This window comes from Pseudomonas sp. FP2300 (genome assembly GCF_030687595.1).
Classification (GTDB): Bacteria; Pseudomonadota; Gammaproteobacteria; order Pseudomonadales; family Pseudomonadaceae; genus Aquipseudomonas; species Aquipseudomonas bijieensis.
Window position 1 is genome coordinate 2,266,090 of the sequence record NZ_CP117440.1, and the last position, 26,102, is coordinate 2,292,191.

Annotated in this window: 24 protein-coding genes; 7 read left to right on the top strand and 17 right to left on the bottom strand. The window is 62.3% G+C overall.

Annotated elements, in window-relative coordinates; all coding sequences use genetic code 11:
* Positions 1 to 203 precede the first annotated feature (203 nt).
* Positions 204 to 1,064 (top strand): DUF2242 domain-containing protein, encoded by an 861-nt coding sequence (locus tag PSH86_RS10125; RefSeq protein WP_163854600.1) that lies wholly within the window; start codon positions 204 to 206, stop codon positions 1,062 to 1,064.
* A gap of 287 nt (positions 1,065 to 1,351) precedes the next feature.
* Here PSH86_RS10125 and PSH86_RS10130 read toward each other — a convergent pair whose 3' ends face one another.
* From PSH86_RS10130 to PSH86_RS10140, 3 genes are all read right to left on the bottom strand, one after another.
* Positions 1,352 to 2,389 carry an AraC family transcriptional regulator gene (locus tag PSH86_RS10130; protein ID WP_109751644.1) on the bottom strand — a complete coding sequence of 346 codons (1,038 nt, stop codon included), beginning with the start codon at positions 2,387 to 2,389 and terminating at the stop codon, positions 1,352 to 1,354.
* Between the two features lie 2 nt (positions 2,390 to 2,391).
* Entirely contained in the window at positions 2,392 to 3,522 is a 1,131-nt protein-coding gene (locus tag PSH86_RS10135; RefSeq protein WP_249016240.1) for a carbon-nitrogen hydrolase family protein, read from the bottom strand.
* Between the two features lie 171 nt (positions 3,523 to 3,693).
* The gene (locus tag PSH86_RS10140; protein WP_109751646.1) at positions 3,694 to 4,911 is read right to left on the bottom strand and encodes a DUF3422 domain-containing protein; all 1,218 of its coding nucleotides are present in this window, start codon (positions 4,909 to 4,911) and stop codon (positions 3,694 to 3,696) included.
* A 240-nt stretch (positions 4,912 to 5,151) separates the two neighbouring features.
* Here PSH86_RS10140 and PSH86_RS10145 point away from each other — a divergent pair, with 240 nt between their 5' ends.
* Entirely contained in the window at positions 5,152 to 7,191 is a 2,040-nt protein-coding gene (locus tag PSH86_RS10145) for an FAD-dependent oxidoreductase (RefSeq protein ID WP_305489506.1), read from the top strand.
* A 226-nt stretch (positions 7,192 to 7,417) separates the two neighbouring features.
* Entirely contained in the window at positions 7,418 to 8,326 is a 909-nt protein-coding gene (locus tag PSH86_RS10150) for a 1-aminocyclopropane-1-carboxylate deaminase/D-cysteine desulfhydrase (protein WP_305489507.1), read from the top strand.
* Between the two features lie 6 nt (positions 8,327 to 8,332).
* Here PSH86_RS10150 and PSH86_RS10155 read toward each other — a convergent pair whose 3' ends face one another.
* Both PSH86_RS10155 and PSH86_RS10160 read right to left on the bottom strand, forming a co-directional pair.
* Positions 8,333 to 8,881, bottom strand: a complete 549-nt coding sequence (locus tag PSH86_RS10155; protein WP_109751649.1) for a cytochrome b — start codon at positions 8,879 to 8,881, stop codon at positions 8,333 to 8,335.
* A 126-nt stretch (positions 8,882 to 9,007) separates the two neighbouring features.
* Positions 9,008 to 10,414 carry a type VI secretion system Vgr family protein gene (locus PSH86_RS10160; protein ID WP_232200260.1) on the bottom strand — a complete coding sequence of 469 codons (1,407 nt, stop codon included), beginning with the start codon at positions 10,412 to 10,414 and terminating at the stop codon, positions 9,008 to 9,010.
* A 218-nt stretch (positions 10,415 to 10,632) separates the two neighbouring features.
* On the opposite strand from PSH86_RS10160, the gene PSH86_RS10165 reads away from it, so the two are divergent.
* Positions 10,633 to 11,337, top strand: coding sequence for a YebC/PmpR family DNA-binding transcriptional regulator (locus tag PSH86_RS10165; protein ID WP_003199952.1), 705 nt, complete (start codon positions 10,633 to 10,635; stop codon positions 11,335 to 11,337).
* A 190-nt stretch (positions 11,338 to 11,527) separates the two neighbouring features.
* On the opposite strand, the gene PSH86_RS10170 is transcribed toward PSH86_RS10165, so the two are convergent.
* The 8 genes from PSH86_RS10170 to PSH86_RS10205 all read right to left on the bottom strand — a co-directional run bounded on the left by PSH86_RS10170 (position 11,528) and on the right by PSH86_RS10205 (position 19,702).
* Positions 11,528 to 12,853: a leucine-rich repeat-containing protein kinase family protein gene (locus tag PSH86_RS10170; protein WP_305489509.1), complete on the bottom strand. Its 1,326-nt coding sequence runs from the start codon at positions 12,851 to 12,853 to the stop codon at positions 11,528 to 11,530.
* Between the two features lie 144 nt (positions 12,854 to 12,997).
* Positions 12,998 to 14,059 carry an ABC transporter substrate-binding protein gene (locus PSH86_RS10175; RefSeq protein ID WP_116831905.1) on the bottom strand — a complete coding sequence of 354 codons (1,062 nt, stop codon included), beginning with the start codon at positions 14,057 to 14,059 and terminating at the stop codon, positions 12,998 to 13,000.
* Positions 14,060 to 14,077: 18 nt separating this feature from the next.
* Entirely contained in the window at positions 14,078 to 15,193 is a 1,116-nt protein-coding gene (locus tag PSH86_RS10180) for an FAD-binding oxidoreductase (protein ID WP_305489511.1), read from the bottom strand.
* Positions 15,190 to 16,545 carry an NAD(P)/FAD-dependent oxidoreductase gene (locus tag PSH86_RS10185; RefSeq protein ID WP_212802166.1) on the bottom strand — a complete coding sequence of 452 codons (1,356 nt, stop codon included), beginning with the start codon at positions 16,543 to 16,545 and terminating at the stop codon, positions 15,190 to 15,192. Before PSH86_RS10185 ends, PSH86_RS10180 begins: the two co-directional genes overlap by 4 nt.
* A gap of 166 nt (positions 16,546 to 16,711) precedes the next feature.
* Positions 16,712 to 17,002 carry a (2Fe-2S)-binding protein gene (locus tag PSH86_RS10190; RefSeq protein WP_109751655.1) on the bottom strand — a complete coding sequence of 97 codons (291 nt, stop codon included), beginning with the start codon at positions 17,000 to 17,002 and terminating at the stop codon, positions 16,712 to 16,714.
* 7 nt (positions 17,003 to 17,009) lie between these two features.
* Positions 17,010 to 17,804 carry an ABC transporter permease gene (locus PSH86_RS10195; RefSeq protein ID WP_116831908.1) on the bottom strand — a complete coding sequence of 265 codons (795 nt, stop codon included), beginning with the start codon at positions 17,802 to 17,804 and terminating at the stop codon, positions 17,010 to 17,012.
* Between the two features lie 6 nt (positions 17,805 to 17,810).
* Positions 17,811 to 18,680, bottom strand: a complete 870-nt coding sequence (locus tag PSH86_RS10200) for an ABC transporter permease (RefSeq protein ID WP_305489514.1) — start codon at positions 18,678 to 18,680, stop codon at positions 17,811 to 17,813.
* The gene (locus PSH86_RS10205) at positions 18,677 to 19,702 is read right to left on the bottom strand and encodes an ABC transporter ATP-binding protein (protein WP_163854582.1); all 1,026 of its coding nucleotides are present in this window, start codon (positions 19,700 to 19,702) and stop codon (positions 18,677 to 18,679) included. The genes PSH86_RS10200 and PSH86_RS10205 overlap by 4 nt, the downstream gene beginning before the upstream one ends.
* A 247-nt stretch (positions 19,703 to 19,949) precedes the next feature.
* Here PSH86_RS10205 and PSH86_RS10210 point away from each other — a divergent pair, with 247 nt between their 5' ends.
* Positions 19,950 to 20,786: an IclR family transcriptional regulator gene (locus tag PSH86_RS10210; protein ID WP_163854580.1), complete on the top strand. Its 837-nt coding sequence runs from the start codon at positions 19,950 to 19,952 to the stop codon at positions 20,784 to 20,786.
* A gap of 135 nt (positions 20,787 to 20,921) precedes the next feature.
* On the opposite strand, the gene PSH86_RS10215 is transcribed toward PSH86_RS10210, so the two are convergent.
* Positions 20,922 to 21,674, bottom strand: a complete 753-nt coding sequence (locus tag PSH86_RS10215) for an anti-sigma factor (RefSeq protein WP_109751660.1) — start codon at positions 21,672 to 21,674, stop codon at positions 20,922 to 20,924.
* The gene (locus PSH86_RS10220) at positions 21,671 to 22,177 is read right to left on the bottom strand and encodes a sigma-70 family RNA polymerase sigma factor (RefSeq protein WP_109751661.1); all 507 of its coding nucleotides are present in this window, start codon (positions 22,175 to 22,177) and stop codon (positions 21,671 to 21,673) included. The genes PSH86_RS10215 and PSH86_RS10220 overlap by 4 nt, the downstream gene beginning before the upstream one ends.
* Positions 22,178 to 22,345: 168 nt before the next feature.
* Here PSH86_RS10220 and PSH86_RS10225 point away from each other — a divergent pair, with 168 nt between their 5' ends.
* On the top strand, positions 22,346 to 23,428 hold the full coding sequence (locus PSH86_RS10225) for a catalase family peroxidase (protein ID WP_305489517.1): 1,083 nt from the start codon (positions 22,346 to 22,348) through the stop codon (positions 23,426 to 23,428).
* Positions 23,425 to 23,961 carry a cytochrome b gene (locus tag PSH86_RS10230; protein ID WP_109751663.1) on the top strand — a complete coding sequence of 179 codons (537 nt, stop codon included), beginning with the start codon at positions 23,425 to 23,427 and terminating at the stop codon, positions 23,959 to 23,961. Before PSH86_RS10225 ends, PSH86_RS10230 begins: the two co-directional genes overlap by 4 nt.
* A 139-nt stretch (positions 23,962 to 24,100) precedes the next feature.
* Here PSH86_RS10230 and PSH86_RS10235 read toward each other — a convergent pair whose 3' ends face one another.
* Positions 24,101 to 25,252, bottom strand: a complete 1,152-nt coding sequence (locus PSH86_RS10235; protein ID WP_109751664.1) for a M14-type cytosolic carboxypeptidase — start codon at positions 25,250 to 25,252, stop codon at positions 24,101 to 24,103.
* A 492-nt stretch (positions 25,253 to 25,744) separates the two neighbouring features.
* Positions 25,745 to 26,086, bottom strand: a complete 342-nt coding sequence (locus PSH86_RS10240) for a DUF3077 domain-containing protein (RefSeq protein ID WP_176688239.1) — start codon at positions 26,084 to 26,086, stop codon at positions 25,745 to 25,747.
* Positions 26,087 to 26,102: the final 16 nt, after the last annotated feature.

Consider the following 26,102-nt stretch of genomic DNA (forward strand, 5'->3'; position numbering starts at 1 on the left):
AACGGCATTAGGCAAAATGCTGGGGTTTTCATATCTGCTTGTTGCCCAAAAGCGGGGGGTATTCGTCGCTCCACCGGACCAGCGTCTTTTTCCTGCAAACAACCCCCAGTAGACTTGTAACCCCCTTGAAACAAGATTAGCCACGCTGCCAGGTCGCGTTCTGTTGCACAATACGCCCCGGACCGTTTTTCTCAGGATGTTCAATGTTCAGATCATTTCACATGCGCACCGTCGGGCTTGCATTGCTGCTGGCCGCCGCAGCCGGTTGCTCGTCGAAGAAAGCCGCCATTTACGAGCACGAGAACTTCGATGACTCCGGCACGTTCTCGCGCACTTATCCAGTGAGTGACGCCGCCACCTGCGAGGCGGGGCGTAGGGCGTTGCTCAGCCAGGGCTACATCATCACCAGCAGCGATCCGAAGCTGGTCAGCGGCCACAAGAGTTTCCAGCAGACCGGCGACACCCACATGGAGATCAGCTTCAACCTGGTCTGTGCCGAAGATGGTGGGGCAGGGCATCGTGCGACCATGTTCGCCAACGCCTTGCAGGACCGCTACGCCCTGAAGAAAATCAACAACTCCGCGAGCCTGGGCGTGGGCGTGCTGGGTTCCGTATCGATGCCGATCGGCTCTTCGGACGATTCGATGGTCAAGGTCGCCAGCGAAACCGTGTCGGCGGCCAAGTTCTATGAGCGTTTCTTTGCCTTGGTAGAGCTGTTCCTGCCGCCCGAAGCGAAGAAGGCTGTCGAGAGCGCCGATAAACCGAAAGCTGAACTGGGTATTCCGGAAACCAAGGTCGAACCGGCCGCTCTGGTGCCTGCACCAGCGCCTGCACCGGAGCCTGTTGCCCCCGCGCCCGCTACGCCGGTGGAGGAGGCCGCGCCGGCCTCTGTCGAAACCGCTCCTGCGGTGTCCGAGCCAGTCGCACCGCCAAGCGAGCCCGCGCCGATTGCGCCCGAGTCGTTCGAGTCTGCGCCGACGACGGAAACCGTGACACCGCCGCCGCCACCGTCCAGCTCGTTGCCACCCCCGACCGAACCGATCCAGCCGCTTCCGGCCTCCTGAGGTGCTGTGGCAGGGAGTTACGCCCTGTCACACTTCACGCGGTAATTTCCTGCCCCTGTGCTACGTTTAATTCATGAAGCCTTTGCTTCATGTTTTGTTCATAAAGCAGCTTTATGCTGATGCCAGCGCCATCAGGCATGGTCTCAATGACAGGGGAAGGACACGTAATGGATGATTATCAGGAAGAGCTGCTGGAATACCAGGCCTATGAACTGGACCCGTTGGAACCCGCCGAAGATGCGACGGAGTTGTAAGGGCGTTGCAAGCTTCAGCTAAACGCTTGAAGCTCAACTCCCTCTGTGACTACGACGAAACTCCCCAGGCGTCTGGTCGTTCCAGCGCTTGAAGGCCCGTTGAAATGCCTCGGCCGAGGCGAATCCCAACAGATAGGCGATTTCGCCGAACGCCAGTTCGGTATCGCGTATGTAGGTCATGGCCAGGTCGCGGCGGGTGTCGTTGAGGATGGCGCGAAACTGCGTGCCTTCCTCGGCCAGCTTGCGACGCAGGGTCCAGGTCGGCAGCTTCAAGCGAGCCGCCACTTCCTCCAGGTCGGGCTCCCGGCCGCCGTTGAGCAACGGCCCCAGCAGTTGAATGATGCGCTCACGCAGGCTGCGGGTGCGGGTCAGTTGTTCCAATTCCCGTTCACACAATTGAACCAGATGGTGCCAGGTGCTGGGGCAATGCTGTGGGTTGCGCTGGGCGAGGCTGTCCAGGCCCAGGCGCAGTTGATTCTGTTCGGCGCCAAACTGGATCGGGCAGTCACCGAGCGTGCGGTAGGCGTCCAGGTACGCAGGCTCCTCGAATTCGATTTCGATGCGTTCGGGCCGCAGCGCGATGCCGCTGACGCTGGACAACTGCGCCAGCCAGCCGGCAAGGATCGAATCCACGACGAAGCGGTTATAGGCGTTATACGGGCTGATGGAATAGAACCGTAGCCAAGCGCCCCGGGCATCCTCATGGAAACTCGATTGGCCGCGATAGTTGGAGCCATACAGTGGTTCGAAGCGGATCATGCAGCGGGCCGCCTCGCGCACGGTCGGTGCCTGGGCCGCGGTAACGCCCGCCAGCCCGGCCTGGCTCAAGCGGCCGAGCTGACCCATGCGCAGGCCCAGGGCCGGGTCCTGGGTTTGTTGGATCGCGGCGTGGCCCAGGCGCATGTAGCGTGGAATCGACAATCGAGCCCCAGGCTCGGCCAGGCGCGCAGCATCGAGACCGTACTGTTCAAGCAAGGGTTGCGGGTCTTGCCCATGGCTGGCGACCGCGTCAGCCAGGCTATGGACGAAGCCCACTGACAAGTCCCCCAGGCGCATCGGCTGCGGTTTCATGTTCACAACCACAGGTTCAGCAGGCGGGCACCACGGGCTTCGCCATCGGGGAAGTGTTGGCCGTCGTGGCTGATGAAGCTCTGGCCGGCGCTGCCGCTGTCCCAGAACTGGCCACGCAGGAACACGCTGACGCCGCCCCGGGCCTGGCTGATGGGCAATTGGCCGGTCAGTGTCAGGCGATGCCAGGCTTGCCCCTCGCTCACTTCACCTGGCTTGAGGCTCACTTCGCTCGGCGTGGACAGGCCTTTGTAACCGCTCCAGGGTTTGTCCCACGTATCGCGACCAATGATGAAGGCAGGTACCGCGATCAGTTGCGCGCCTTGGTCGTTGAGTTGCCGGTAATGGAGCGGGTACCAACTGTCGCTGCCGATCAGCACGCCCAGGCGCCCGGCGGGGGTGTCGATGACTTGCGGGGCGGTCGGATGGTTGGCCCCAAGCACATCTCGCTGTTCGAACACGGGATGACGCTGGCGCTGTGGCTGGCCGATCGGCCGGCCATCGCTGCCGAATACCAGGCTGCTGTTGTACAACGCGCCGCGGCCGATCTTCAGTTCACCCTCGCTGACGCTGGGCTCGGGAAGCACGATGGAACCGGCCACCAGGGTGATACCGAACTCCTTGGCCAGTCCACCGAACAGCGCTTGATAGTCATGGGCCATGCGTTCGGCTTTCATGCGCAGGTAGGCATCGTCCAGTCGGTTATCGCCTTGAGCGCTGACCAGCGCCCGGATAAACGCCAGCGGATTGCTGATCGCCAGCCAGTTCATGGCTTCCTTCAGGGTAGTGGCCTGGTACAACTCGTCTTTTTCGCCGCCGACCATCAACCAGGTGCCGATGTGCTCGGGCAGGACCACCACGGTCTTGGCATTGAGAAAGCCCAGGGCGCGAGCCGTTTGCAGATAGGCCGCCAGTTTGCGATGCAGGCGCTCGGGACTTTGGTAGTCGGTGGGGAACAATTCGGGCTGGATGCCCAGCAGGTTGCCGCGATCGGCGGGCGTACCCTGGTCGACCGCCAGGTTGATCCGCAGGTCTGACAGGTAATGACCCGTCGGACGATCCGTCGTCCATAGCGCGTAGGTGATCAGGGCGGCAATCAAGGCCAGTGTGAACAGCAGGTACAGAAATTTGCGCATGGGGGAACAGTCAGCGGCCGTGTGCAGGTTCGTGATTTTCATCAGGAGCTACGGGGCAGGGTACGGTAAAACAAGGGATTAGCGAAGGGCGGGCGCTGATTTGTACTCACGGCAAGCAAGCGCAACGGCGTCCATGGAGCTATTGGACGCCATCCGCGCTGGCAAGGCGCGCTAATGACTTTTCGCCTTCCTGATCCTGATCAGAATCAGCAGCATGATCAACAGCACTGGCGGTGTCATGCCCAGCAAGGCTTCGCGGGCCGAGAGGTTTGCGCCCAAGGTATGCAGCCCGCTATAGACCAACTTGAACAGGTTGATCAGGTAGTAGGTGATGGCAATGATCGACAGGCCTTCCACCGCGCGCTGGATCTTGATCTGTGCATCGGCACGCGCATTGAGGCTGCGCAGGATCTCGGCGTTCTGGTCCTCCATTTCGACCTGTACGCGTGCTTGCAGCAAGTCGCCCAGGTTGGCGACGCTCATGGCCAGTTGTTCGAGGCGCTGTTCGGTGGCAGCGCAATAGCGCACCGTGGGTTTGAAACGCCGTTCGATGAAGACCCCCAGCCGCTGACAATCCCCCAGGTGACTTTCACGCAACTCCCCCAGGCGCTCGAACACCAGTTGTGCGTAGGCGCGGGTCGCGCTGAAGCGGTGGCGATTCCTGACCGTGCTGCTGACCACCTGGCGAGACAGCAGGGCGATGTCCTCCAACAGCGCCTTGGCATGCACGCCGCTGGCATTGGCGTTGCGTTCGGACAGGCTCACCAGGGTGCGATCGAATTCGTTCAGTTGCGGGTCCAGTGCCTTGGCGGTACTGAGCGACAAGGACGCCATCATGCGATAGGTCTCGATTTCCAGCAGGCGCCGGATCATGCGGCCCTGGCGATACGCATTGAGCCGTCGGTTGATGAACAGCAGGCGATTGGTGCCGTCCTCGGTCAGGCGAAAATCGCTCCAGACCACCGCATCGCCACCGCCCACGCATGAGCCGCAAGGGTCCTTGAAACCGTAGCTGGGCAGGTCGAGACCGGCTTCTGCGCGCACCACCACCTGAACGGCATTGATGAGGTGCTGGGCGTGACCTTCGATACCTCGGGCAAGGCTTTCGGGCAGCGTCGTCCATTGCAACTCATTGCTGCTGGCCGGCACGACCAGGGTCAGCGTGAAGAACTCGGCGTGGCGTTCCCACTTCAGCGGATGTCCTTCCAGGCGGGTGATGCCCTGTGCGGCCTGCGCGGCGACGGTATCAGGGCACAGTCGCTCGAGCAGTGCGTTGCACTGGGCGGTGTCACCCAGAAACGCCAGGTGGAAGACATGGGCCGGTTCGTCGAAATACAACGACGGGCGGGCGTGCAACTCGTTGTGCAGCATTTTTCGTTGGGGATGCATGCAAGGACAACCGTGTTGTTAACGTTATTATTGGTTTGAGCACCTGGACCTGCGTTGATAGGACTGGCGTATCCGGCTGAGAGTCACGCACGACTGAGCGGCGTCCTGCACATTTGGATCATTAAGTTGTCAGTTACGGTCATTGAGCGCCCGAACTCTGCCTCTTACGCTGTGGGCCATGACAGACGCAAGCCGCAGAGCCTGCGCTTTTTTCCGTGATCGCCCGTTGTGGAGTTACCGATGACCGCCTCTCATTACCCGCACCTGCTGGCCCCGCTGGACCTGGGTTTCACTACGTTGCGCAACCGTACCCTGATGGGCTCGATGCACACCGGCCTGGAAGAGAAGCCGGGCGGCTTCGAACGCATGGCGGCGTATTTCGCCGAGCGCGCCCGGGGCGGTGTGGGCCTGATGGTCACCGGTGGGATCGGGCCGAACGACGAGGGCGGTGTTTACTCCGGCGCGGCCAAGCTGACCACTGAAGAAGAGGCGCTCAAGCACCAGATCGTTACCCGGGCCGTACACGAGGCTGGTGGCAAGATCTGCATGCAGATTCTCCATGCCGGGCGCTATGCCTACAGCCCCAAGCAAGTGGCACCGAGCGCGATCCAGGCGCCGATCAACCCATTCAAGCCCAAGGAGCTGGACGAAGAGGGGATCGAGAAGCAGATCAGCGATTTCGTCACCTGCTCGGTCCTGGCCCAGAAGGCCGAATACGACGGCGTCGAGATCATGGGCTCGGAAGGTTATTTCATTAACCAGTTCCTGGCGGCCCACACCAACCACCGTACCGACCGCTGGGGCGGCAGCTATGAAAACCGCATGCGCCTGCCGGTGGAAATCGTGCGTCGGGTACGCGAGGCGGTAGGCCCGAATTTCATCATCATCTTTCGTCTGTCGATGCTCGATCTGGTGGAAGGTGGCAGCACCTGGGACGAAATCGTCCAGTTGGCCAAGGCCATCGAGCAGGCCGGCGCGACGATTATCAACACCGGTATCGGTTGGCACGAAGCGCGAATTCCCACTATCGCCACCAAGGTTCCACGGGCGGCGTTCAGCAAGGTCACGGCCAAGCTGCGCGGTTCGGTGAGCATTCCGCTGATCACCACCAACCGCATCAACACTCCGGAAGTGGCCGAGCAGATCCTGGCCGAAGGCGATGCCGACATGGTCTCCATGGCGCGGCCTTTCCTGGCCGACCCGGAGTTCGTCAATAAGGCGGCCGCAGGGCGCAGCGATGAAATCAACACCTGCATCGGCTGCAACCAGGCGTGCCTGGACCACACCTTTGGCGGCAAGCTCACCAGTTGCCTGGTCAACCCACGGGCTTGCCACGAAACCGAACTCAACTACTTGCCGGCGACCCAGGTGAAGAAAATCGCCGTGGTCGGTGCCGGCCCGGCCGGGTTGTCCGCCGCCACGGTGGCGGCCGAGCGTGGGCATCAGGTGACACTGTTCGATTCGGCCAGCGAAATCGGTGGTCAGTTCAACATCGCCAAGCGCGTGCCAGGCAAGGAGGAGTTCTTTGAAACCCTGCGCTATTTCAAGCGCAAATTGCAGACCAGCCATGTCGAGTTGTGCCTCGGCACCCGGGTGGATGTGGCGCAGTTGGTGGCCGGCGGTTACGACGAGATCATCCTCGCCACGGGCATCGCGCCGCGCGTGCCGGCGATTCCCGGGGTGGAGCATGCCAAGGTGTTGAGTTATCTGGACGTGATCCTGGAGCGCAAGCCAGTGGGCCGCCGCGTCGCGGTGATCGGTGCCGGCGGTATTGGCTTCGACGTGTCGGAATTCCTGGTGCATCAGGGCGTTGCCACCAGCCAGGACCGTGAGGCGTTCTGGAAGGAGTGGGGGATCGACACCCGGCTCGAAGCCCGCGGCGGCGTGGCCGGGATCAAGGCCCAGCCACACGCACCGGCGCGCCAGGTGTTCCTGCTGCAACGCAAGACTTCCAAGGTCGGTGACGGCCTGGGCAAGACCACTGGCTGGATTCACCGCACGGGCCTGAAGAACAAGCAGGTGCAGATGCTCAACAGCGTCGAGTACCTGAAGATCGACGACGACGGCCTGCACATTCGCATCGGCGAAACCGGCGAGCCACAAGTGCTGGCCGTGGACAACATCGTGATCTGCGCCGGCCAGGATCCGCTGCGTGAATTGCAGGAAGGACTGGAAGCCGCGGGGCAGACCGTTCACCTCATCGGCGGTGCCGACGTGGCGGCGGAGCTGGACGCCAAGCGGGCGATCAACCAGGGTTCGCGGTTGGCGGCGCAGTTGTAAGGCACAAAACTGTGGGCGCGACCTTGCTTGCAAATAGAGAAGCCAAGGTCGCCGCCGATGCCAGGTGGGAGCGGGCTTGCTCGCGAAAGCGGCGGGTCAGTTTGCGATGATGTTGGATGTGCCGACGCCTTCGCGAGCAAGCCCGCTCCCACAGGTTTTTGTAGTGCCAGGATCTCCGCGACCAAGCTGTTAAGATGCCGGGCATCTTTCTCCTCGACCTGCCACCATGCTGCTTCCCGCCCTCGACTGGCATCCCCAACCCCGACTTGAACCCCTTCATCTGGACTGGCTCGCCCGTGCCGGTGTTGAAGTGGCAGTGTTGCGCCTGGACCGGATCGACCCGCTGATCAGCGGCAACAAGTGGTTCAAGCTGGTCAATCATTTGCGCACCGCCCATGAGGTCGGTGCCAAGGGGATCATGAGCCTGGGTGGGGCCTATTCCAATCATTTGCATGCACTGGCGGCGGCGGGCAAGCGTTTCGGCTTTCCCACGGCGGGGCTCTTGCGTGGGCACCCCCAGGACACGCCGACGGTGCGCGACCTGAAAGCCTTTGGCATGGACCTGCACTGGCTGGGTTATGGCGGATACCGAGAGCGGCACGCGGCGGATTTCTGGGAGTCGTGGCAGATCCGCTATCCACATTTGCATCCGGTGCCCGAAGGCGGCTCAGGATTACCTGGTGCACAAGGTTGCATGGCTTGGGCGGCCAGCGTCCGTGAACAATTGGCGACGTTGGGATGGGCGGATTATCACGGCTGGTGGCTGGCCTGCGGCACCGGAACGTCACTGGCCGGGCTGGTGTTGGCCGAAGCCGGGCAGCGCCCGGTCTATGGCGTACTGGCGGTGCCCCAGGACCATGGCGTGGCGCAGCAAGTCGAAAGCATCCTGGGGGAAGCGGGCCTTTGCAGTGCGCTTTATGAACTGTTCGACGGCAGCCGTGGCGGTTTCGCCCGGGTCGATGGTGAACTCACCGATTTCATCGAAACCACGGCGGCCATCGAGCTGGAGCCGTTGTACACCGGCAAAGCCTTGCTGTTGCTTAAAGCGCGGGTCGAGGCCGGAGGGTTTGCCCCAGGCACCCGCTTGATCTTCGTCCACACCGGCGGCTTGCAAGGCCGCCGAGGGTTCGAATAACAGCGATCAGCCGCGTTTGGGCATCATCCGCAACAGCGTGTTGTCGCGTACCACATAGTGGTGATACAGCCCCGCCAAGGCATGCAGGCCAATCAACCAATAGCCGATGGTGCCGCCCAGCACATGCCAGCTTTCCAGTTGCTTGGCGAAATCCTTGTCCTGATCGACGAGCAAGGGCAAATCGAAACCGTAGAACATCACCTGATGCCCTTCGGCGCTGGTGATCAGCCAGCCCAGCAGCGGCATGGCGATCATGAACAGGTACAGCGCCCAGTGCATCAGGCGCGCGAGGAAGGTTTGCCACGCAGGCGAGGCCGGGAAAATCGCCGGTGCCTTACCCATGCTGCGGGCGAACAGGCGCAGCCAGACCAGTACGAACACGGTCAGGCCGAGCATGAAATGCGCTTCCTTGATCAGGGTCCGGCCGCCGCTGCCCTTGGGGAAAATCCCCCGGAACTCGATGCAGGCATAGACCACCGCCAGCAGAACCAGCATCAACCAATGCAAGGTCACCGTGACGGTACTGTAGCGGCTTTCTGAGTTTTTCCAGGGCATTGCGGGTATCTCCAACAATCAGGGTAGAGCGCCGTCTAGAGCGGCGTTGTCTGTTTACTGTAAGCCCGTTTCGCTGGGTTTGCATGAGCCAGATCAGTTTTGCCGGGATGAAGCCACAGAGATGAGTCAGGGAGTGAAGTCCGGCGGGTTCAGCAGCCAGTCCAACAGCAGCCCGGCATCATGATTGCCACGGGGCGGTTTCGGTGGCGCGGCGGTTTGTCCGGCACCGGTATCGATAGCCCCCGGGCACAGCACCGGGCGGTCGGGGTCGCCATCGAGAAAACTCACCAGCACTTCGCTGCCGGCCATCAGGCTGGGGCTGTCACCCAGCGTCAGTCGCGATACGGGTAGCGTGATGCCTTCCTGGTCCGGCGCCCATAGGCTGACACTCACCTGGCCGCGTTCATCGGGCCTGGCTGGCTGGCCGGTGCGGCCGAGTACGTGTGCCAGGTGGTACCCGGGGATACAGGGCTTGGGATGCTTGAGGGCCGGCCTGAATACGGTGGACCATGGAATGGCGGTGAACCGGTTGCGGTAGTCACGGGCCGACGGTGTGGCGGGCAAGTCCGGCTCCAGGATCGAAAACTGCCGCCCGCGATGCTGGACCTCGGTGATCAGCCATTGATCGTTGAAGGTGGCAACCGGGTGTTCGCAGATCTGTACGATGTCGCCGCCGTGCAGGGCAGGTTGGGTACTGTGGCCATGGATTTCCCGCTGCCGACAGCGCAGCCGTTCAAGGTGGCGGCGCCCGGCCTGGTAACGGTGAGCCAAGGCCGGGTCGCCGCGCATGGCTTCGTGATCGATCTGTTCAAGGAGGTGATTCGCCGCCGTGGCCCCGGCTTCAGGCATGGCCCGGTCGCTGAAGCCGACGGGTAGGCCAGGCATCCGCGAGTGGTGACGCAAATACAGGCGCTTGATGGCCGGCAGCAGGTTGTCACTCGGGCGCAGGGGCAGCTCGATGGCGCGTGCGGGGAAGCTCTTCGGGTCTTCGGCAAACACCAGGACATGGCCATGGGGGGCGTGTTCGAAGTGGTAATGGATGCCTTCCTCCTCGCACAGTCGTTGCAGGAAGGTCAGGTCGCTTTCGTCGTACTGGATGCAAAACGGGCGACACGGATACTGCCCATGGGGCAGTTCGAAACGGTAACTGTCGGTGGGTAGCGGGTGTTCTTCCAGCAGGCGTTGCAGCACCTGCACCACGCTGAGCTGATGGAAAACCCGGCGCCGCGGGCCTTGTTCCAGTTGCTGGAGGTAGGGAACCAGTGTCAGGCGATAGACAATGAGCTGCGGCGCCTGGGCGTTCAGGCTGACGCTGTGGACAATCCCATGGACCCCCGATTCGCCGTCCAGGCGCAGGAAGGCCGGATGCCCCAATAGCAGGTCGGGGTTTATCGGCGGGGCCAGGCCGATCAGTTCGAGGTCGAAGCGGTACGGCTGGTTGAGGGCTTCGCGGCCATTGAACCGCAATACTTGCAATTGCAAGTCGCTTTGCGTGAGTGTCAGGCTGAAGGGACTTTCCGTGTCGTTGCGCATCGCAGCTCCTACTGGCTGGGAGAGAGGCGCAGAGGGTACGAAACCGTGACGGAGAACGGTGCGTGTGAGTCGCTGTTTCAGAAAAGCCCTACAACACGCTGTGAAAATGTCGATCCAGCAGGGTGAATTTTTGGTCGATCAGCCGGTTTAGGCCGTATAAACTTGCGCCACAGCGCCGGCCGGCAGATGTCTCGGCGCGTCAGACAAGAGAGTGAGTAATGGGCGCACAGTGGAAGGTTAAACACAAAGAAGCGGCTGCCAACGCCAAGGGCAAGATCTTCGGCAAACTGGTGAAGGAAATCACCATTGCCGCGCGCAACGGCGCTGATACCGCTACCAACGCGCACTTGCGCCTGGTGGTCGAACAAGCGAAGAAGGCCTCGATGCCCCGCGAGACCCTGGAGCGTGCGATCAAGAAAGGTTCTGGTCAGCTCGGTGAGACCGTGCAGTACCACCGCGTGACCTATGAAGGGTTCGCGCCGCACCAGGTGCCGCTGATCGTTGAATGCGTGACCGATAACATCAACCGTACCGTTGCCGAAATTCGCGTCGCGTTCCGCAAGGGCCAACTGGGCGCCTCGGGTTCGGTGGCGTGGGACTTCAACCATGTCGGCATGATTGAAGCCGCACCGGACAGCCCGGACGCCGATCCGGAAATGGCCGCCATCGAGGCCGGTGCCCAGGATTTCGAGCCTGGCGAAGAAGGCGCGACCTTGTTTCTCACCGACCCTGCCGACCTCGATGCCGTACAGAAGGCGTTGCCGGAGCAGGGCTTCACCGTGTTGTCGGCCAAACTGGGCTACCAGCCGAAAAACCCGGTCAGCGGCCTGACCGATGAGCAGATGGCTGAAGTCGAAGCTTTCCTCGAAGGCCTCGATAACCATGACGACGTGCAGGACATGTTTGTCGGGTTGGCCGGTTAAGCACTACACCCCCTGTGGCGAGGGAATTTATCCCTGGGTGCGGTTCACTCTGTGGGAGCAAGGCTTGCCCGCGATGAAGACGACGCGGTCTCTGAGAAATCGAGGTGTCCGCATCGCGGGCAAGCCTTGCTCCCACAGATAAATCCCCTCACCACAATAGGCGGCGTGCCTGTTAGTTTGGGGGGCTGGTTTAGTCGATGTGTTTGAACTCGCTCAGCAACCTTTCAATCTCATCGAACTCTGGCCGCACCAGCACATCCGGCTGACAGCAGCGCGCCTGCAGATCCTGCAGCGCTGCCAGGTCCACAGCACTCAGCCCCGGCTCGATCCGCGTCAGCAATTCCCCCAGCAGAATCCCGAAGGCTCGTACCTCGATGCGTTGCAGTGCGCGGGTTTGCTCGTTGTCCGTGGTGGCGTGGAAAGACGCCGCGCCAAAGTCTCCCAGCAGGCAATCGCCTTGGTCGTTGTACAGGATGTTGTGCCCGTACAGATCCCCATGGGTGATGCCCTGGCGGTGCAAGTGCGCGGCCACCGAGGCGATGCCGTGGGCGATGCGCAAGGCTGTTGGGGCGCTGAGGCGCAGCTCGTCGGCATACACGTCGCGGGTACATGATGCCAGGCTCGGCAGCCCGGCGAGATTACGGTAGTTGGGCGCGATCAGCGCCATCACCAGTCCGGCCTGTTGCTCGGGATGCCCGTCAACCTGGCCCAGCACGTCAATCAGGTTCGGGTGTCGACCGGCAGTGATGCAGGCATGCATCTCATGCAGGGGCGAGCCGTCGCTGGTCATCTGGCCTTTGTACAGCTTCACTGCAACGTTTCGGGCAATTTGGCCGGGCGGCTGCCAGAGCGCCTGGTGAATCACTCCCGATGCGCCTTCGCCCAATTGTTGTTGCAAGCGCAACTGCGCCCAGTCGATGGGCGTCGTGGCAGCCAGGGCGGCCGCTTCGGCTTGGGCTTCCAGCGGATTGCCGGCGTAGGCCAACCAACTGAGGCTTGGCAGTTGCAGCAACCATTGCGGCAGTTCGGTCAATTGGTTAGCGGCGATGCGCAGCAGTTCGAGGTGATGACACTGGCCCAGGCTTGCAGGCAATTGCTGCAGACGGTTGCCGGCCAGCATCAGTTTTTGCAGGTGTGGGCGTTGGCCCAGTTCATCGGGTAATTGGCTGACGCGGTTGTCGGTCAGGATCAGCCAGCGCAGCAGCGGTGGCAGGGCGGCGCCAGTGACGCGCTCGATACGGTTGGCCTTGAAACCGACCATGGTCAACGCGCTGCAACGGCCCAGGCATTCGGGCAGTTCTGTGAAGCGGTTATCCGAACAGAACAGCACGCGCAGGTGGGTCAGCCGATGCAGGTCGTCGGGCAGCGTGTCCAACTGATTGCCGCTGAGGTTGAGTATTTCGAGGGAGTCGGCCAGGTCGAAGATTTCCCGGGGAAACTCTGTCAAGCCGCAGGCCAGGTCCAGTCGGGTGATGCCTGAGAGCTGGCCGGCGCGCAGTTGGGCGAGGGTGTGCATGGCGGGGTTCGCTGTTGATCAAGGGGCGGGCGCAAGGTCCGAAGCCAGACAGTTAACCAATAATCAGCCCAACACAAAACCCTGTGGCGAGGGGATTTATCTGTGGGAGCAACAGTGTTGCTCCCTTGGCCACAATCGATCGCCCTAGCGCTCGATACTGCGGTTCCACCGCGCGTTCCAGGCCGGGCGTTGTTCGTTGACCTGGTCCCAATCCACGGCAATCGCCGTTTCCAGGTATTGCTTCATCGCCTCCACCTGGCCGCGGGTCTTGTCGGTGGTCGGGGTATTGGGATTGGAGGGGATCTGGTCGCCTTCTTCCAGGGCAATGGCCTGGGCTTCAGGTGTCAGCAGGAACGCGGCAAGCTTTTGCGCCAGTTCCGGCTGGGTGTTCTGGGCGATGGCGCATTCGGCGACGTTGAGTACCACGGCGCCTTCCTTCGGCTGGGCGTATTCGACCGGCATGCCCTTGAGTTTCAACGCGGTCACCTGGGTCGGCGTCAGCGGAAACAGGGCGGCTTCGTCGGTCTGCAGCATTTCGGATATCTTCGCCGAGCTGGGGATGTACTCCAGCACGTTGCGCCCCACCGTGTTTGGCCAGGCCTTGAAGCCCGGCTCGACGTCGGTTTCGCTGCCGCCCTGGATCCGATTGAACATCAGGAAACCGTGCAGGCCGAATGTGGAGGAGGCCATCGACTGGAACACCACTTTATCCTTGAAACGTGGATCGGCCAGGTCCATCCATGAGGTGGGCGTATTCCAGCCTTTTTCCTTGAACAGCCGCGTGTTGTAGGCCAGCCCCGTCACCCCGAGGCTGACAGCCACGGCCTGATCCTTGATGCGCCCCTTGGCCGGGATCTGCGCCAGGGTCGGGCTGTCCTCGAGTTTGTCGCACAGCCCCATGGCGATGGCGCGATACATGATGCCGTCATCCAGGAACATCACGTGCATCTGCGGGTTGCCTTTACTGGCCTGCACCTTCGCCAGGATATCGGCTGAGGTGCCCGGTACGATGACCACTTTGACGTTGTTGGCTTTTTCGAAAGCAGGCAAGACCTTGTCGGCATAAAGCCGCTCCATGGTTCCACCGTTCATGCCCAGGTAAAGCGTCGGCTCGGCCAACGCCTGGGTGACCGGGAGCAGGGCGCCCAGGCAAGCGGAGCCCAGCGAGCAGAAACCGAACAGTGCACTGCGTTTGACGTTATTCATTGGCGCGACCTTCCTCTATCAAGCAACGGAGATGGAGTGGAACCGGGTGATGGAAAACGCATCCAGCGGCGTGCTCGAAGCCCCGCTGCAGATGATCTCGGTGAGCGCCTGGCCCACCGCCGGGCCGATCTGGAAACCCGCGCCGGCAAAGCCGAACGCGTGCAACAGACCAGACTGGGTGCTGCTGTGGCCGATCACCGGCTGGCGATCGGGCAGGTAACCTTCGGTGCCGCTCCAGGTACGAATCGCCTGGGCGCCCTCCAGGAATGGATAGAGCTCGACAGCCTGGCGCAGGATCTCGATCACTGCGTTCTGGCCGGGACGGGCGCGAGCAGCGTCCAACGCAAAACCTTGGCCGCCCCCCAGCACACAGTTGCCACGCGCGACCTGGCGGGCATAGATACCGCCCCCCTCGACGCCAGTGCTGGCGTCCATGACCAAGGGCAAGGGCTCGGTGACCAGCATCGCCGGGTGCCCTGCATGCATGGGCACCGCTTCGCCGAACTGCGCGGCGAACTGGCTGGCCCAGGCTCCGGCGCAGTTCAGCAGCCAGGGCGCGTGGAAGGTCAGACCTGTCGCGGTGTTTACGGCAAAGCGCTGGCCGTCGTGCACAACGTTACTGACGGTGCATTGTTCGTGGACTTGCGCGCCATGTCGGCGAGCGGCCTGGGCAAACGCTGGTGAGACCAGGCGCGGATTGGCATGGCCGTCATCCGGGCACAGCGATGCCCCGACCGCGACAGCACCGACCCACGGAAAGCGAGCCCGCAGTTCTTCTTGATCGAGCAACTGCAAATCCAGGCCAAAGCCCTGGCTGCTGGCGGCGTAGTCGCGCAACGCTTGCAGATCATCGGCACTGCGGGCCAGTTTGAGATGACCGCTGCGCTGGTACTCACCGTCGATGCCGATCAACTGGGGCAACTGGCTCCAGATTTCATGGGCCCGTTGCGACAAGGGCAGTTGCGACAATGGCCGGCCCTGGCGTCGCACACCGCCGTAGTTCACGCCACTGGAGTGCGAGCCACAGAAGTCGCGCTCCAGCAGCGCTACCCGGCGGCCGGCCTTGCTCAGGAACAACGCGGCCGAGGCGCCGACAATGCCACCGCCAATGATCACCACATCCACTTCGATCATGGCTCGACCTCCAGGCCGAACGGCACTGGCTTGACCGGCGCCTGGGCCCGCAAGCGGCCGATGTCGGAGAGGGGGAGGCCACTTTCGCGCGCAATGATTTCCGCTGCCGCGGCACCGCACATCCGGCCCTGGCAACGACCCATGCCGACCCGGCAATGCGCCTTGACCCGATTGATCTCCCAATGGCCTTCGCCCACCACCCGGCGGATGTCACCCGCGCGGACTTCTTCGCAGCGGCAAATCATCAGGTTATCGGCCGCATCGGCGGCCCAGCGTTCAGGAAAGGCAAACGCGCGCTCCAGGCCTTCCCGGAACCGACCGATGCGTTCAAGGGCTTGTTCCAGTTGCGTGCAACGTTGTGGGTCGGTGGAGTAGCCGCTGTCTTCGAGCAAGGCCAGGGCCGCCCGTTCACCGGCCATTTCAGCTGCGTCCGCGCCCATGATTGCGGCACCGTCACCGGCCAGGTAAATCCCCGGCACGCTGCTACGCCCGGCGTGGTCCCGTCGTGGCAGCCAGGCGCGGTTGAGGGCATTCCAGGCAAACTCGCAACCCAACAGGTCGGCCAGTTGGGTTTCGCTGCGCAAGCCATGGGCGAACGCCACCGCGTCACAGTCGAGGGTGTGTTCGCCGCTTGCGTCGTGCCATTGCAGCGACTGCACCCGGCGTTCTCCATCGAGACGCGCCAGGCTCGCGCCTTGATGCACGGCGATGCCGCGGGCGGTTAGCCAGGCGCGGTAGTAGAGGCCCTTGGCGAGGGTGACCGGTTGTGCCAGCAAGCCGGGCAGGGCACGAACCTGGGCGCTAAAGGGCGAACTGTCGAGGACCGCGACCACCTTGGCGCCGGCCCGGGCGTATTGATAGGCCACCAGATACAACAACGGACCGCTGCCGGCGAACACCACCCGTTCACCAATGGCGCAACCCTGGAACTTCAGGGCGATCTGCGCCGCGCCCAGGCTGTACACCCCGGGCAGGGTCCACCCCGGTACAGGCAGGATCCGGTCGGTGGCGCCGGTGGCGACGATCACGCTGGCGTACTCGAGGCGCGCGGTGCGACCTTCATGCAAGGTATCGAGCAGGCCGGCCTCGGCGTTCCACACCAGGGTGTCGGGACGGTAATCGAGCTGTTCACGCAACGCGTCGAGGGTCTGGTGGATGGCGTTGGCCTTGGACGCTTCAAAGCCATAGAGCTTGGCTGGCGGGCGCTTGAAGTTGGCCGGTTGGCGCCGATAGATCTGCCCGCCACCGCGAGTGGCTTCGTCCAGCAGGACGGGGTATATGCCGTGGGCGACCAGGGTCTGTGCGGCACGGATACCGGCCGGGCCGGCGCCGATGATGGCGACGGGTTTCATGACCACCTCGTTGGCGATGCAGTGAGATTGGCGACATCTTTAAAGACGCCATCGCGAGCAAGCTCGCTCCCACATCGGATTTGCGGTGGACGTGGATTTTGTGGACGGCACAAGTCCCCTGTGGGAGCGAGCCTGCTCGCGATGGGGGCATATTTGGCTACATTGTTCATACCTGGCGCCCCGGTTCGCGGATGATGTGCTGCCCGGCTTCGAGCAGGGTCGAGCAGGCGCGTACGCGGCGGCCATCACCCAGGCGCACCCAGCAGTCCTGGCAGGCACCCATCAGGCAGAAACCGGCCCGGGGTTCGGCGCTGAAGTCACTGCCGCGCAGGTGCTCGCTGCAGGTCAGCACGGCGGTCAACAGGGTGTCCCCCAGAAGGCCGGTGGCGGGCTGGCCGTCGAGGGTAAAGTCCAGGGCCGGGCGGTCGCCTTCGGCCAGTCGTTTCAGCAGTGCCATGACACCCTCATTGTTTGCCTACCAGGACTCGATCCAGGCCATAGACCCGGTCGAGCAGAATCATGGTCAGCGCGGTGAGCCCGATGACCAGCGCCGACACCGCCGCCATCATCGGGTCGATGGATTCGGTGGCGTATACGTACATGCGTACCGGCAGGGTTTGCGTGGCCGGCGAGGTGACGAAGATCGACAGCGTGACTTCATCGAAGCTGTTGATGAACGCCAGCAACCAGCCTCCGGCCACCCCCGGCAGGATCATCGGCAGGGTGATTTGCCGGAACAGCGTGAAGCGCCCAGCCCCCAACGATTGCGCGGCCTGCTCGGCGCTGCGGTCCAGGCCGATGGCCGAGGCCAGCACCAGGCGCAGCACGTACGGCGTGATCACCAGCACATGGGCGAAGATCAGCCAGGCAAAGCTGCCGTTCACGCCCATCAGCGCAAACAAACGCAGTAACGCCACCCCCAATACCAGGTGCGGAATGATGATCGGCGACAGGAACAGGCCATTGAAGAAATCCCGGCCCGGGAACTCGAGCCGGGTGATCGCCAGGGCCGCCGGCACTGCAATCAAGGTCGCCAGCGAGGCCGCGCAGAACGCCAGGATCAGGCTGTTGTAGAACGCGTCGACAAAGTCCGCGCGCTCGAACACGGCGCGAAACCAGCGCAGGGAGAACTCGGTGGTCGGCAGGCTCAAGGTGTTTTCCGGGGTGAAGGCGACGAGGCAGACCACCACCAGCGGCGCGAGCATGAAGATCACCACCAGGGCGTGGAACAGCAGTGCGAAAGGACCGTTTCTGGACATGACCCGTTACCCCAATGACTTCTTGTAGCGGCCTTCGATCATCCGGTTCCACGACAGCATGATCAGCAGGTTGAGCAACAGCAGGGCGACAGCAATGGCCGCACCCATGGGCCAGTTCAGTTCTGACAGGTACTGGTCGTAGATCAACGTGGCGACCATCTTCAAGCGCCGTCCGCCGAGCAGACCGGGGATGGCGAAGGAACTGGCGGCGAGGCCGAACACGATCAGCGTGCCGGAGAGCACGCCGGGCATGATCTGTGGCAGCACGACCTTGCGGATCACCGTGAACTGGCTGGCCCCCAGCGACAGCGCGGCCTGTTCGGCGGCCGGGTCGAGTTTCTGCAACGAGGTCCAGACTGGAATGATCATGAACGGCAACATCACGTGGACCAGGGCGATGACCACGGCGAACGGGGTATAGAGCAGCTTCATCGGTGCGCCACCGAAGGCTTGCAGAGCCTGGTTGACCAGGCCGTCGGCGCCGAGCAGCAGGCTCCAGCCGAAGGCTCGCACCACCACTGAAATCAGCAGCGGCGTGAGAATCAGGATCAGGAAAATCGAACGCCACGGTGCGCCCATGCGGCTGAGGATGTACGCCTCGGGCACACCGATCAGCACGCACAAGAGCGTGGTCAGGGCGCTGATCCAGAACGTGCGCAGGAATATCTCGTAGAAGTACGGGTCCCCCAGCAGGCTGGTGTAGTGGTCGAAGGTAAAGGCGTCGTTGTTGATGCCCGAACTGTAGTCGAAGACGTTGAATGACAGGACGAGCGTCAAGCCCAAGGGAATGACCAGCAGGCCCATGTACAAGGCCAGGGCCGGCGCGGACATCAGGTAACCTTGCCGGCCACGGCGCATCGCATCGATCAGCTTCATGCCGGCACCTCGTCCGTGCTCAGCACCCGCAGCAGCGCCGGATCCCAGTCCAGGCCCACCGCCGTGCCTTCGACCAAGGGCGCGGAGCCGTCGTTGCGGCGTACCACGCAGAGTTCACCCAGGCTGGTGGTGACGCCGTACAGCCATTGGCTGCCGAGAAAGAAGCGGCTGACGAGGGTGCCTTGCAGGCGGCCCGAGCCCGAGGCAAGCAGATCGATTTTTTCCGGGCGCAGGCTCAGGGTCAGGTCAGCGTCGCTCCGGTTGCAGACTTGAACGACGCCCGCGCCATCGCGCAGGCCGGGCAGCAGGTTGGCCTTGCCGACGAAGCCGGAAATGAATTCGGTACGTGGGTGCTCGTAAAGGGTGTACGGCGCGTCGATCTGGGTGATACGCCCGGCCTGCATCACCACGACCCGGTCGCTGATCGACAGGGCTTCGGACTGATCATGGGTCACCATCAGGGTAGTGATTCCGACTTCGCGCTGGATGCGGCGGATTTCGTACTGCATCTCTTCGCGCAAGTTGGCGTCGAGGTTGGACAGCGGTTCGTCGAGCAACAGCACCGGCGGCTCGATCACCAAGGCTCGAGCCAGCGCCACGCGTTGACGCTGGCCGCCCGAGAGTTCCCGTGGGTAGCGTTCGGCGTGTTGGTCCAGGCGCACCAGCTTCAACACTCGATCCACGCGTTGTTGCAGCTCGGCATTGGCGACCTTGCGCATGCGCAGGCCGAAAGCGACGTTGTCCCTGACGGTCATGTGGGGGAATAGCGCGTAGCTCTGGAATACCACCCCCAGGCCACGGCTGGCGGGCTTGGCATGGGTGATGTCGCGGCCGTCCAGCAGGATGCGCCCGCTGCTGACTTCGACGAAGCCGGCGATCATTTGCAGGGTGGTGGTCTTGCCGCAGCCCGAAGGCCCCAGTAGCGAGACAAACTCGCCTTTTTCCACCGACAGGTTGGTGGCGACCACGGCGTCGATGTCGCCGTAACGTTTGCCAAGTCCTTCAAGTTGCACAAAAGCCATAGCTGCGCTCCACCTGGGATTGTTATGCGTCGCCGCAAGGGCGCGCTTTTTTGTATGGGCAGATACGAAAAGGTGCTGCTGGGGTGCGTTGGCGCTCGACCTTGAGTCGGCTGCCGCTGTTGTTCGAATCGCCCCTGTATGGACGCAGAGTAGGACGAAGAATAGGATGGGCTCAATGGACTATTTCACTGAAGCGAAGACTATTTTCAATTTCATTCAGTGAGTAAATTTAATAATGAGAAATAGCATGTTTAATTCCACTGAACGGAATAATGAAAAAGGCGAGGTGGGTGTCGGCGCGGTCTCCAGACTGTTTGCCGTGTTGCGCAGCCTGGGTGACACCGTCGAGGGCGGCGAGCGGGTGACGCAATTGGCCCAGCGCATCGGTTTGTCCCAACCCACCACCCATCGCTTGTTGCGCAGCCTGATGGACGAGGGCATGGTCGAGCAGGACGCTCGCAGCAAGCGCTATCGCCTGAGCCTGGAGTTCTTCGCCCTGGCCGCCCGCGCCGGTAACACCGGCAACCTGCGCGAACTGGTGCGCCCGGCCATGCTGCGGTTGTCGGCTTCCTTGGGAGACTCGCTATTTTTGCTCGCCCGCAGCGGCTTCGATGCCATCTGCCTGGACCGTAGCGAAGGGCCGTTTCCGATCCGCACGTTCACCGGCGACATTGGGGGGCGCGTGGCGTTGGGCGTGGGGCAGGGCAGCCTGGCGATCCTGGCGTTCCTGCCGGAAGAAGAGCGCGACACGGTGATTCAATACAACCTGCCGCGGCTCAAGGATTTCCATTTGTACGATGAAGTCTTCCTGCGTTCGGAAGTGGAGAACGTGCGCACGCTGGGCTACGCCGGGCGCAACACCGGTGTATTGCAAGGCATGGCCGGGGTGGCCGTGCCGATCCTGGACCGTGACGGCCGGGCCGTGGCCGCCTTGAGCGTGGCGACGGTGAGCGATCGCCTGGGGCCTGATCGCCTGCCGACGGTGGTGGACATGCTCAAGCGTGAGGCGGCCTTGATCGGGCCGCGGATCAACCCGTTCGACCCATTGCTGCGCAGGCCTTCGCAGGTGTTTGGGCAGGGGTGAACCGACTCCTCTGAACTATCGCAGAACCCTTGTGGGAGCGAGCCTGCTCGCGATAGCGGTGGTCCAGTCAGTAATGTGCCGGCTGACACATCGCTATCGCGAGCAGGCTCGCTCCCACAGGGGCGGCGGCGGGGATCAGAAATTCAGGGTTTGCTTGAGTCGCTGCGCTGCCGGCATATCGCTGGGTATGACCATCGCATAGTTGTAGCCCGGGCCGGACCAGTACTCGGCTTGCAGCTCGCCGTCACGGCGGCTGCCACGAGGGAGCAGGAAGTTTTTCGGGCCCGGTGGGCGCACGTAGAAGCTGATCTTCTGACCGCTTTGGTCCTGGTAAACCACCATGGCCGCCGCCCCTTGCTCGGTGCTGAGCAAGCGCCCGCTGACCGGCTTGAAGCCCGCGCCCGACAGGTCGGGCAGTCGGTCGGCCTGGGTGAAGTAGCGGTCGAGCCAGCCTTGCATGCTCCGCTCGTCGCCCGTCTGGTAATCGGCTGGCAGGATACCCTGCTGGGCAATCAACCGGTACGCCTGCAGGGCATCGGCCATGGGGGCTGCGGCGCTGAGCAGGGTCATTTGCCGCGCTTGCCAGCCACCGAAGCCTCCCACGCTGACGGCCAGCAACAACATCGCGGCGCTGGCCAGGTGGCGGCGGGAGCGATGTTTCAGGTGCTGGCGAATCATCGCCGGGTCGAGGTCCGGGTTGGGCGGCTGCTGCAAGGTTCCACTCAGGGCCGTGCGCAGGTGCTGCGCGTCCTGTTGCCAGGCTCGGACCCGGGCGGCGACTTCAGGTTGGTTGGCCAGGTAGGCCTGCACCAGGCGCTGGTCGGCCTCGCTCAGTTGGCGATCGACGTAGGCGTGCAGGTCGCTGTCGCTGGGGGGGATGTTGATCATTTGAGTATCCGCAGGGCAGGGCGGGTGATTTCGCCGTCGCTGAGTTGGCGCAAGGCCTGGCGGGCGCGGGACAGGCGGGACATGACCGTGCCGGTCGGCACGCCGAGGATGTCGGCGACTTGCTGGTAACTCAAGCCTTCCACCGACACCCAGAGCAACAGTGCACGTTGTTCCGTCGTGAGCTGATCGAAGGCCTGCAGGGATGATTGTGCGATCACGCTACGCTCGGCCGAAGGATGGGCGTCATCGCGACCGGTGAAAAACTCCAGCATGCGCGCGTACCGCCGGGAGCGGCGATGGCCGTCGAGAAACTGCCGATACAGAATCGAAAACAACCAGGCCCGCAGGTCGCCGTCCGGGCGCTTGTCGGTCCATTTGGACAACGCCCGTTCCAGGCACATCTGCACCAGGTCGTCGGCATTGCTCGGGTTGCGCGTCAGCGACACGGCAAAACGCCGTAGCCTGGGGATGAGTTCGCGCAACTGTTCGTCGAGTGCGTTCATAGGGTGTGGCTTCTGTGGGCAGTCACTGCGCCGGGACTGGAAAGACGACCCACGAACGAGATTATTCCAGGGCAGGAAAAATAAATACGAGGCATGGGAATAAACCTGACGGTCCTTCGTCTGACGGGTCCATTTCCAACGAATGGCCTCGCGCCCTGGAGCTTTCTCATGGTTGATCCTTCATCCTCGTCGAGCCGGCCACCCTTGAGTGCCGCCGCCCTGACATTGCGCCTGAGCGGCATCGCCGTGATTGTTGCCGCGTTGGCCGGGGCGTTTGCCTACGTCAATGGCAGCCTCGACCCACAGCGCCTGACACCGCAGGCGCTGGTCAATGTCCTGGAAAAAAACAACGGCGTTCACCCGGGCTTTCGCCGTAACCACTCCAAAGGTGTCTGCGTCGTGGGCTATTTCCAAAGCACGGGCGAGGCCAGCGCCTATTCCAGCGCCCAAGTGTTCTCGCAGCCGCAAACGCCGGTGGTCGGGCGTTTCGCCTTGCCCAGCGGCAACCCCTATGCACCGGACGCAAGCGTGCCGATTCGCAGCCTGGCGCTGCGTTTTACCCAGGCCAACGGCCAGCAGTGGCGCACCGGCATGAACAGCATGCCGGTGTTTCCGGTGGGCACGCCCGAAGCCTTCTACCAACTGCAGCAAGCCCAGTCGCCGGACCCCGCCACAGGAAAACCGAACCCTGCGGCCGTACCGGCGTTCTTTGCCGCTCACCCCGAAGCCGCGCCATTCCTGCGATGGATCAAGACCGCCAAGCCGTCGGCCAGTTATGCCAGCGAAACTTACAACGGCATCAACGCGTTCTATCTGGTCAACCCCGCCGGGCAACGCCAGGCGGTGCGTTGGGGCGTGGTGCCGATGACTCAGGACGCTGCGGATACGACGCCACCCCAGGGGGCCGACTTCCTCGAGCAAGACTTGGTGAAGCGTCTCGCCGCCGGGCCGTTGCGCTGGCAACTGAACATCACCTTGGCCAACCCGGGTGATCCGGTGAACGACGCCAGCAAGGCCTGGCCCGCTGACCGCAAGGTACTCAATGCCGGCACGCTGGTGTTGGAGCGTACCCAGGCGCAGGACAACGGCGAATGCCGCGACATCAACTATGACCCGCTGATCTTGCCCCAAGGGATCGAAGGTTCCGACGATCCGCTGCTGGTCGCGCGCTCCGCTGCCTATGCCAGTTCCTACCTGCGGCGCACCAGCGAAGTGAACCAATTGCCCGCCCACCAGGAGTCCCGCCCATGAGCGCCCCTCGTCACTTTGCACCGCTGGCTCGGTTGCTGCACTGGCTGATGGCATTGATGATCATCGCCATGCTGTTTATCGGCGCGGGCATGGTCGCCTCGGTGTCCGAGCGCCATGAATGGCTGCTTCAGTTGCACAAGCCATTGGGTATCGCGATTTTGCTGTTGGTGATCGTGCGCCTGGTGGTGCGCTTCAGTACCCGACAACCACCGCTGCCGGCCGATCTGCCAGGCTGGCAAGTGTTGGCGGCGAAGGCTTCGCATGTGTTGCTGTACGCCTTGATGCTGGTTCTGCCGCTGCTGGGCTGGGGCATGATTTCGGCGGCGGGGGATCCGGTGATGCTCGGCAATTGGTTGCAACTGCCCTCGATCCTGCCAGCGCACGCCCAGACGTTCGCGCTGCTGCGCAAGGCCCATGGGTACCTGGCTTACTTGCTGTTCCTGACTGTGCTGGTGCATCTGGCGGCGGCGTTGTTTCACGCGTGGGTGCGTCGGGATGAGGTGTTGGACAGCATGTTGCGCGGCAAGGGTTGATGGTGGGAGCAAAGCTTGCTCGCGATACAGGCGACTCGGTTTCAGAAAGACCTCACCGCCTATATCGCGAGCAAGCTTTGCTCCCACATTGTTCCCACTCAGGGAAGCACCTTGGACAAGGGTTGATCAGGTCATTGGATCAGCGCAACTCGTCGACCATGGCCTCGATGGTGCTCAACACATCCTTGCCCAGTTGCATCGAGCGTTTGCCAGACCAGCCGGTGATCGGGTTCGGGTGATCGTTGTGGTCCTTGAACGGCATTTCCAGGGTCAGGGACAGGCAGTCATATTTCTGCCCGACCGCATTACAGGCCAGGGTCATGTTGGCCTGGCCCGGTTCGTCGCGGGTGTAGCCGTGAGCTGTCTGGAAGTCTTTGGTCTGGTGCTTGAGATGGCTGCGAAAGCGCTCTTCGAGTTTGGCGATGCGTGGCGTGTAGCCTGGGTTGCCTTCGCAACCGGCGGTGAAGACGTGGGGGATTTCCTCATCGCCGTGAGCGTCGAGGAACAGATCGACGCCGTACTTTTCCATTTGCTGTTGTACGAAAAAAACCTCGGGGCTGATTTCCGGACTGGCGTTCTGCCAGGCACGGTTGAGATCCTGGCCCATGGCGTTGGTTCGCAGATGACCGTGGAATGCGCCGTCGGGGTTCATGTTCGGTACCAGGTACAGATCGGCCTTGGCGAGCAACCGGTTCAGTTGCGCATCGTCATGGTGCTGGAGGCGTTCGATCACGCCTTCCATGAACCATTCGGCCATGTGCTCACCGGGGTGCTGCTGGGCGATGATCCAGATTTTGCGTCGGCCTTCGGCACCGTTGCCCTTGCGCAGCAGTTGAATGTCACGGCCTTCCACGCTTTTACCGACGGCCAATAGCTCGGTGCCGGCCTTGTGCTGCGCTTGTTCGATCAGCCAATCATGACGACCGCGGCTGTAGGGTTCGAAGTAGGCGAACCAGGCGTGGGGTTGTTCGGCCTCCAGATGAAAGCGCAGGGCGTCGCCTTCAAACTGGGTCGGAATGCGGAACCAATTGACGTGGTCGTAGGAGGCAACGGTCTGGTAGCCCGTCCAGGCCTTGTTATAGGACGATTGACTGGCGTTGAGCAGGCGGAAGGAATATTCCTGGCCGACATGCAGGCCGCTGGCCTTGAAGTGGAACCACTGGAAATGGGCACTGCGGGTGTCGGGCCTGATCTTGAGCAACGACTGCAACGGGTTGCTGATGTCGACGACCTCGATGTTGCCGCTGTCGAAATTGGCACTGATATCAAAGGAAGATTTAGCCACGGTCACGATTCCTGGAAAGGATTTTCATGCCGTTACTTTACACGCAAGGAAGGCGAATCGAGACGATTTAAGTCACGTAAACGAGGGGGCGTCCTCCCTGGACGCCGAGCCAGCTTAGAGAGTCTGCAATTGATTCTCAAGTGCTGGTTAGCGATAGATTTCGCCTGTGTGGCGGGAGGGCTCTTGTAAACGGATATTCATTTGCTATCATCGCCGCCACCGAATTGGCAGCATCCAAAAAGACTTCATTAGCCTGAAGCCATAAGCCGAAAAATCGGCAAAAAAAGACCCGGCAAAAAGCCGGGTCAAAAACCGTGATTAGCCTGATGAGGAGATATTCCAGAAGTCCGACCTAAGGTCTTCTGGTCTATCGACTGATCTCGCGACCAGCTGATGCAATAATAATCATTATCATTTGCAAGTCAAATGGTTTTATCGCATCGATTGGAAAATTTTTCTCGTCGTTCGCGTTCTCGACGACATTCCCAAGCGTTACTCCTAGCGGGTAGGGTAGCCATCCAGGGATCGGTCAAGCATCACCTTGACCAGATCGATCATGTGCACCACCGAAAATGCCAGGTCACGGCTCGAACCATTCAACTGGTTGGCGGACTCGTGGGCGGTCGCCGCGGCACAACGCAGCAGGTCGCACGCATGAACGAGGGCTTCTTCTGCGCTGATATTGTGGTTGACGTCGAAGAAGCGATGTTCTGCCGGCGCCTGCGAAACACCTGGTTTCAGGTAGTAGTCGAGGGCACGTTTGGCCGCCGGACAATCCTGCAAGGGAGGAAACGTACCGTCGAAAGGGCTGCTGGGCTGGTCTTTGCTGGGTGTATCCATGGTGATGGAAATCTCC

Excerpts from the sequence above, each read along its gene's own strand:
- PSH86_RS10125 (WP_163854600.1), top strand. The coding sequence starts at position 204 with ATGTTCAGATCATTTCACATGCGCACCGTCGGGCTTGCATTGCTGCTG.
- PSH86_RS10130 (WP_109751644.1), bottom strand. The coding sequence starts at position 2,389 with ATGAAACCGCAGCCGATGCGCCTGGGGGACTTGTCAGTGGGCTTCGTC.
- PSH86_RS10135 (WP_249016240.1), bottom strand. The coding sequence starts at position 3,522 with ATGCGCAAATTTCTGTACCTGCTGTTCACACTGGCCTTGATTGCCGCC.
- PSH86_RS10140 (WP_109751646.1), bottom strand. The coding sequence starts at position 4,911 with ATGCATCCCCAACGAAAAATGCTGCACAACGAGTTGCACGCCCGCCCG.
- PSH86_RS10145 (WP_305489506.1), top strand. The coding sequence starts at position 5,152 with ATGACCGCCTCTCATTACCCGCACCTGCTGGCCCCGCTGGACCTGGGT.
- PSH86_RS10150 (WP_305489507.1), top strand. The coding sequence starts at position 7,418 with ATGCTGCTTCCCGCCCTCGACTGGCATCCCCAACCCCGACTTGAACCC.
- PSH86_RS10155 (WP_109751649.1), bottom strand. The coding sequence starts at position 8,881 with ATGCCCTGGAAAAACTCAGAAAGCCGCTACAGTACCGTCACGGTGACC.
- PSH86_RS10160 (WP_232200260.1), bottom strand. The coding sequence starts at position 10,414 with ATGCGCAACGACACGGAAAGTCCCTTCAGCCTGACACTCACGCAAAGC.
- PSH86_RS10165 (WP_003199952.1), top strand. The coding sequence starts at position 10,633 with ATGGGCGCACAGTGGAAGGTTAAACACAAAGAAGCGGCTGCCAACGCC.
- PSH86_RS10170 (WP_305489509.1), bottom strand. The coding sequence starts at position 12,853 with ATGCACACCCTCGCCCAACTGCGCGCCGGCCAGCTCTCAGGCATCACC.
- PSH86_RS10175 (WP_116831905.1), bottom strand. The coding sequence starts at position 14,059 with ATGAATAACGTCAAACGCAGTGCACTGTTCGGTTTCTGCTCGCTGGGC.
- PSH86_RS10180 (WP_305489511.1), bottom strand. The coding sequence starts at position 15,193 with ATGATCGAAGTGGATGTGGTGATCATTGGCGGTGGCATTGTCGGCGCC.
- PSH86_RS10185 (WP_212802166.1), bottom strand. The coding sequence starts at position 16,545 with ATGAAACCCGTCGCCATCATCGGCGCCGGCCCGGCCGGTATCCGTGCC.
- PSH86_RS10190 (WP_109751655.1), bottom strand. The coding sequence starts at position 17,002 with ATGGCACTGCTGAAACGACTGGCCGAAGGCGACCGCCCGGCCCTGGAC.
- PSH86_RS10195 (WP_116831908.1), bottom strand. The coding sequence starts at position 17,804 with ATGTCCAGAAACGGTCCTTTCGCACTGCTGTTCCACGCCCTGGTGGTG.
- PSH86_RS10200 (WP_305489514.1), bottom strand. The coding sequence starts at position 18,680 with ATGAAGCTGATCGATGCGATGCGCCGTGGCCGGCAAGGTTACCTGATG.
- PSH86_RS10205 (WP_163854582.1), bottom strand. The coding sequence starts at position 19,702 with ATGGCTTTTGTGCAACTTGAAGGACTTGGCAAACGTTACGGCGACATC.
- PSH86_RS10210 (WP_163854580.1), top strand. The coding sequence starts at position 19,950 with ATGTTTAATTCCACTGAACGGAATAATGAAAAAGGCGAGGTGGGTGTC.
- PSH86_RS10215 (WP_109751660.1), bottom strand. The coding sequence starts at position 21,674 with ATGATCAACATCCCCCCCAGCGACAGCGACCTGCACGCCTACGTCGAT.
- PSH86_RS10220 (WP_109751661.1), bottom strand. The coding sequence starts at position 22,177 with ATGAACGCACTCGACGAACAGTTGCGCGAACTCATCCCCAGGCTACGG.
- PSH86_RS10225 (WP_305489517.1), top strand. The coding sequence starts at position 22,346 with ATGGTTGATCCTTCATCCTCGTCGAGCCGGCCACCCTTGAGTGCCGCC.
- PSH86_RS10230 (WP_109751663.1), top strand. The coding sequence starts at position 23,425 with ATGAGCGCCCCTCGTCACTTTGCACCGCTGGCTCGGTTGCTGCACTGG.
- PSH86_RS10240 (WP_176688239.1), bottom strand. The coding sequence starts at position 26,086 with ATGGATACACCCAGCAAAGACCAGCCCAGCAGCCCTTTCGACGGTACG.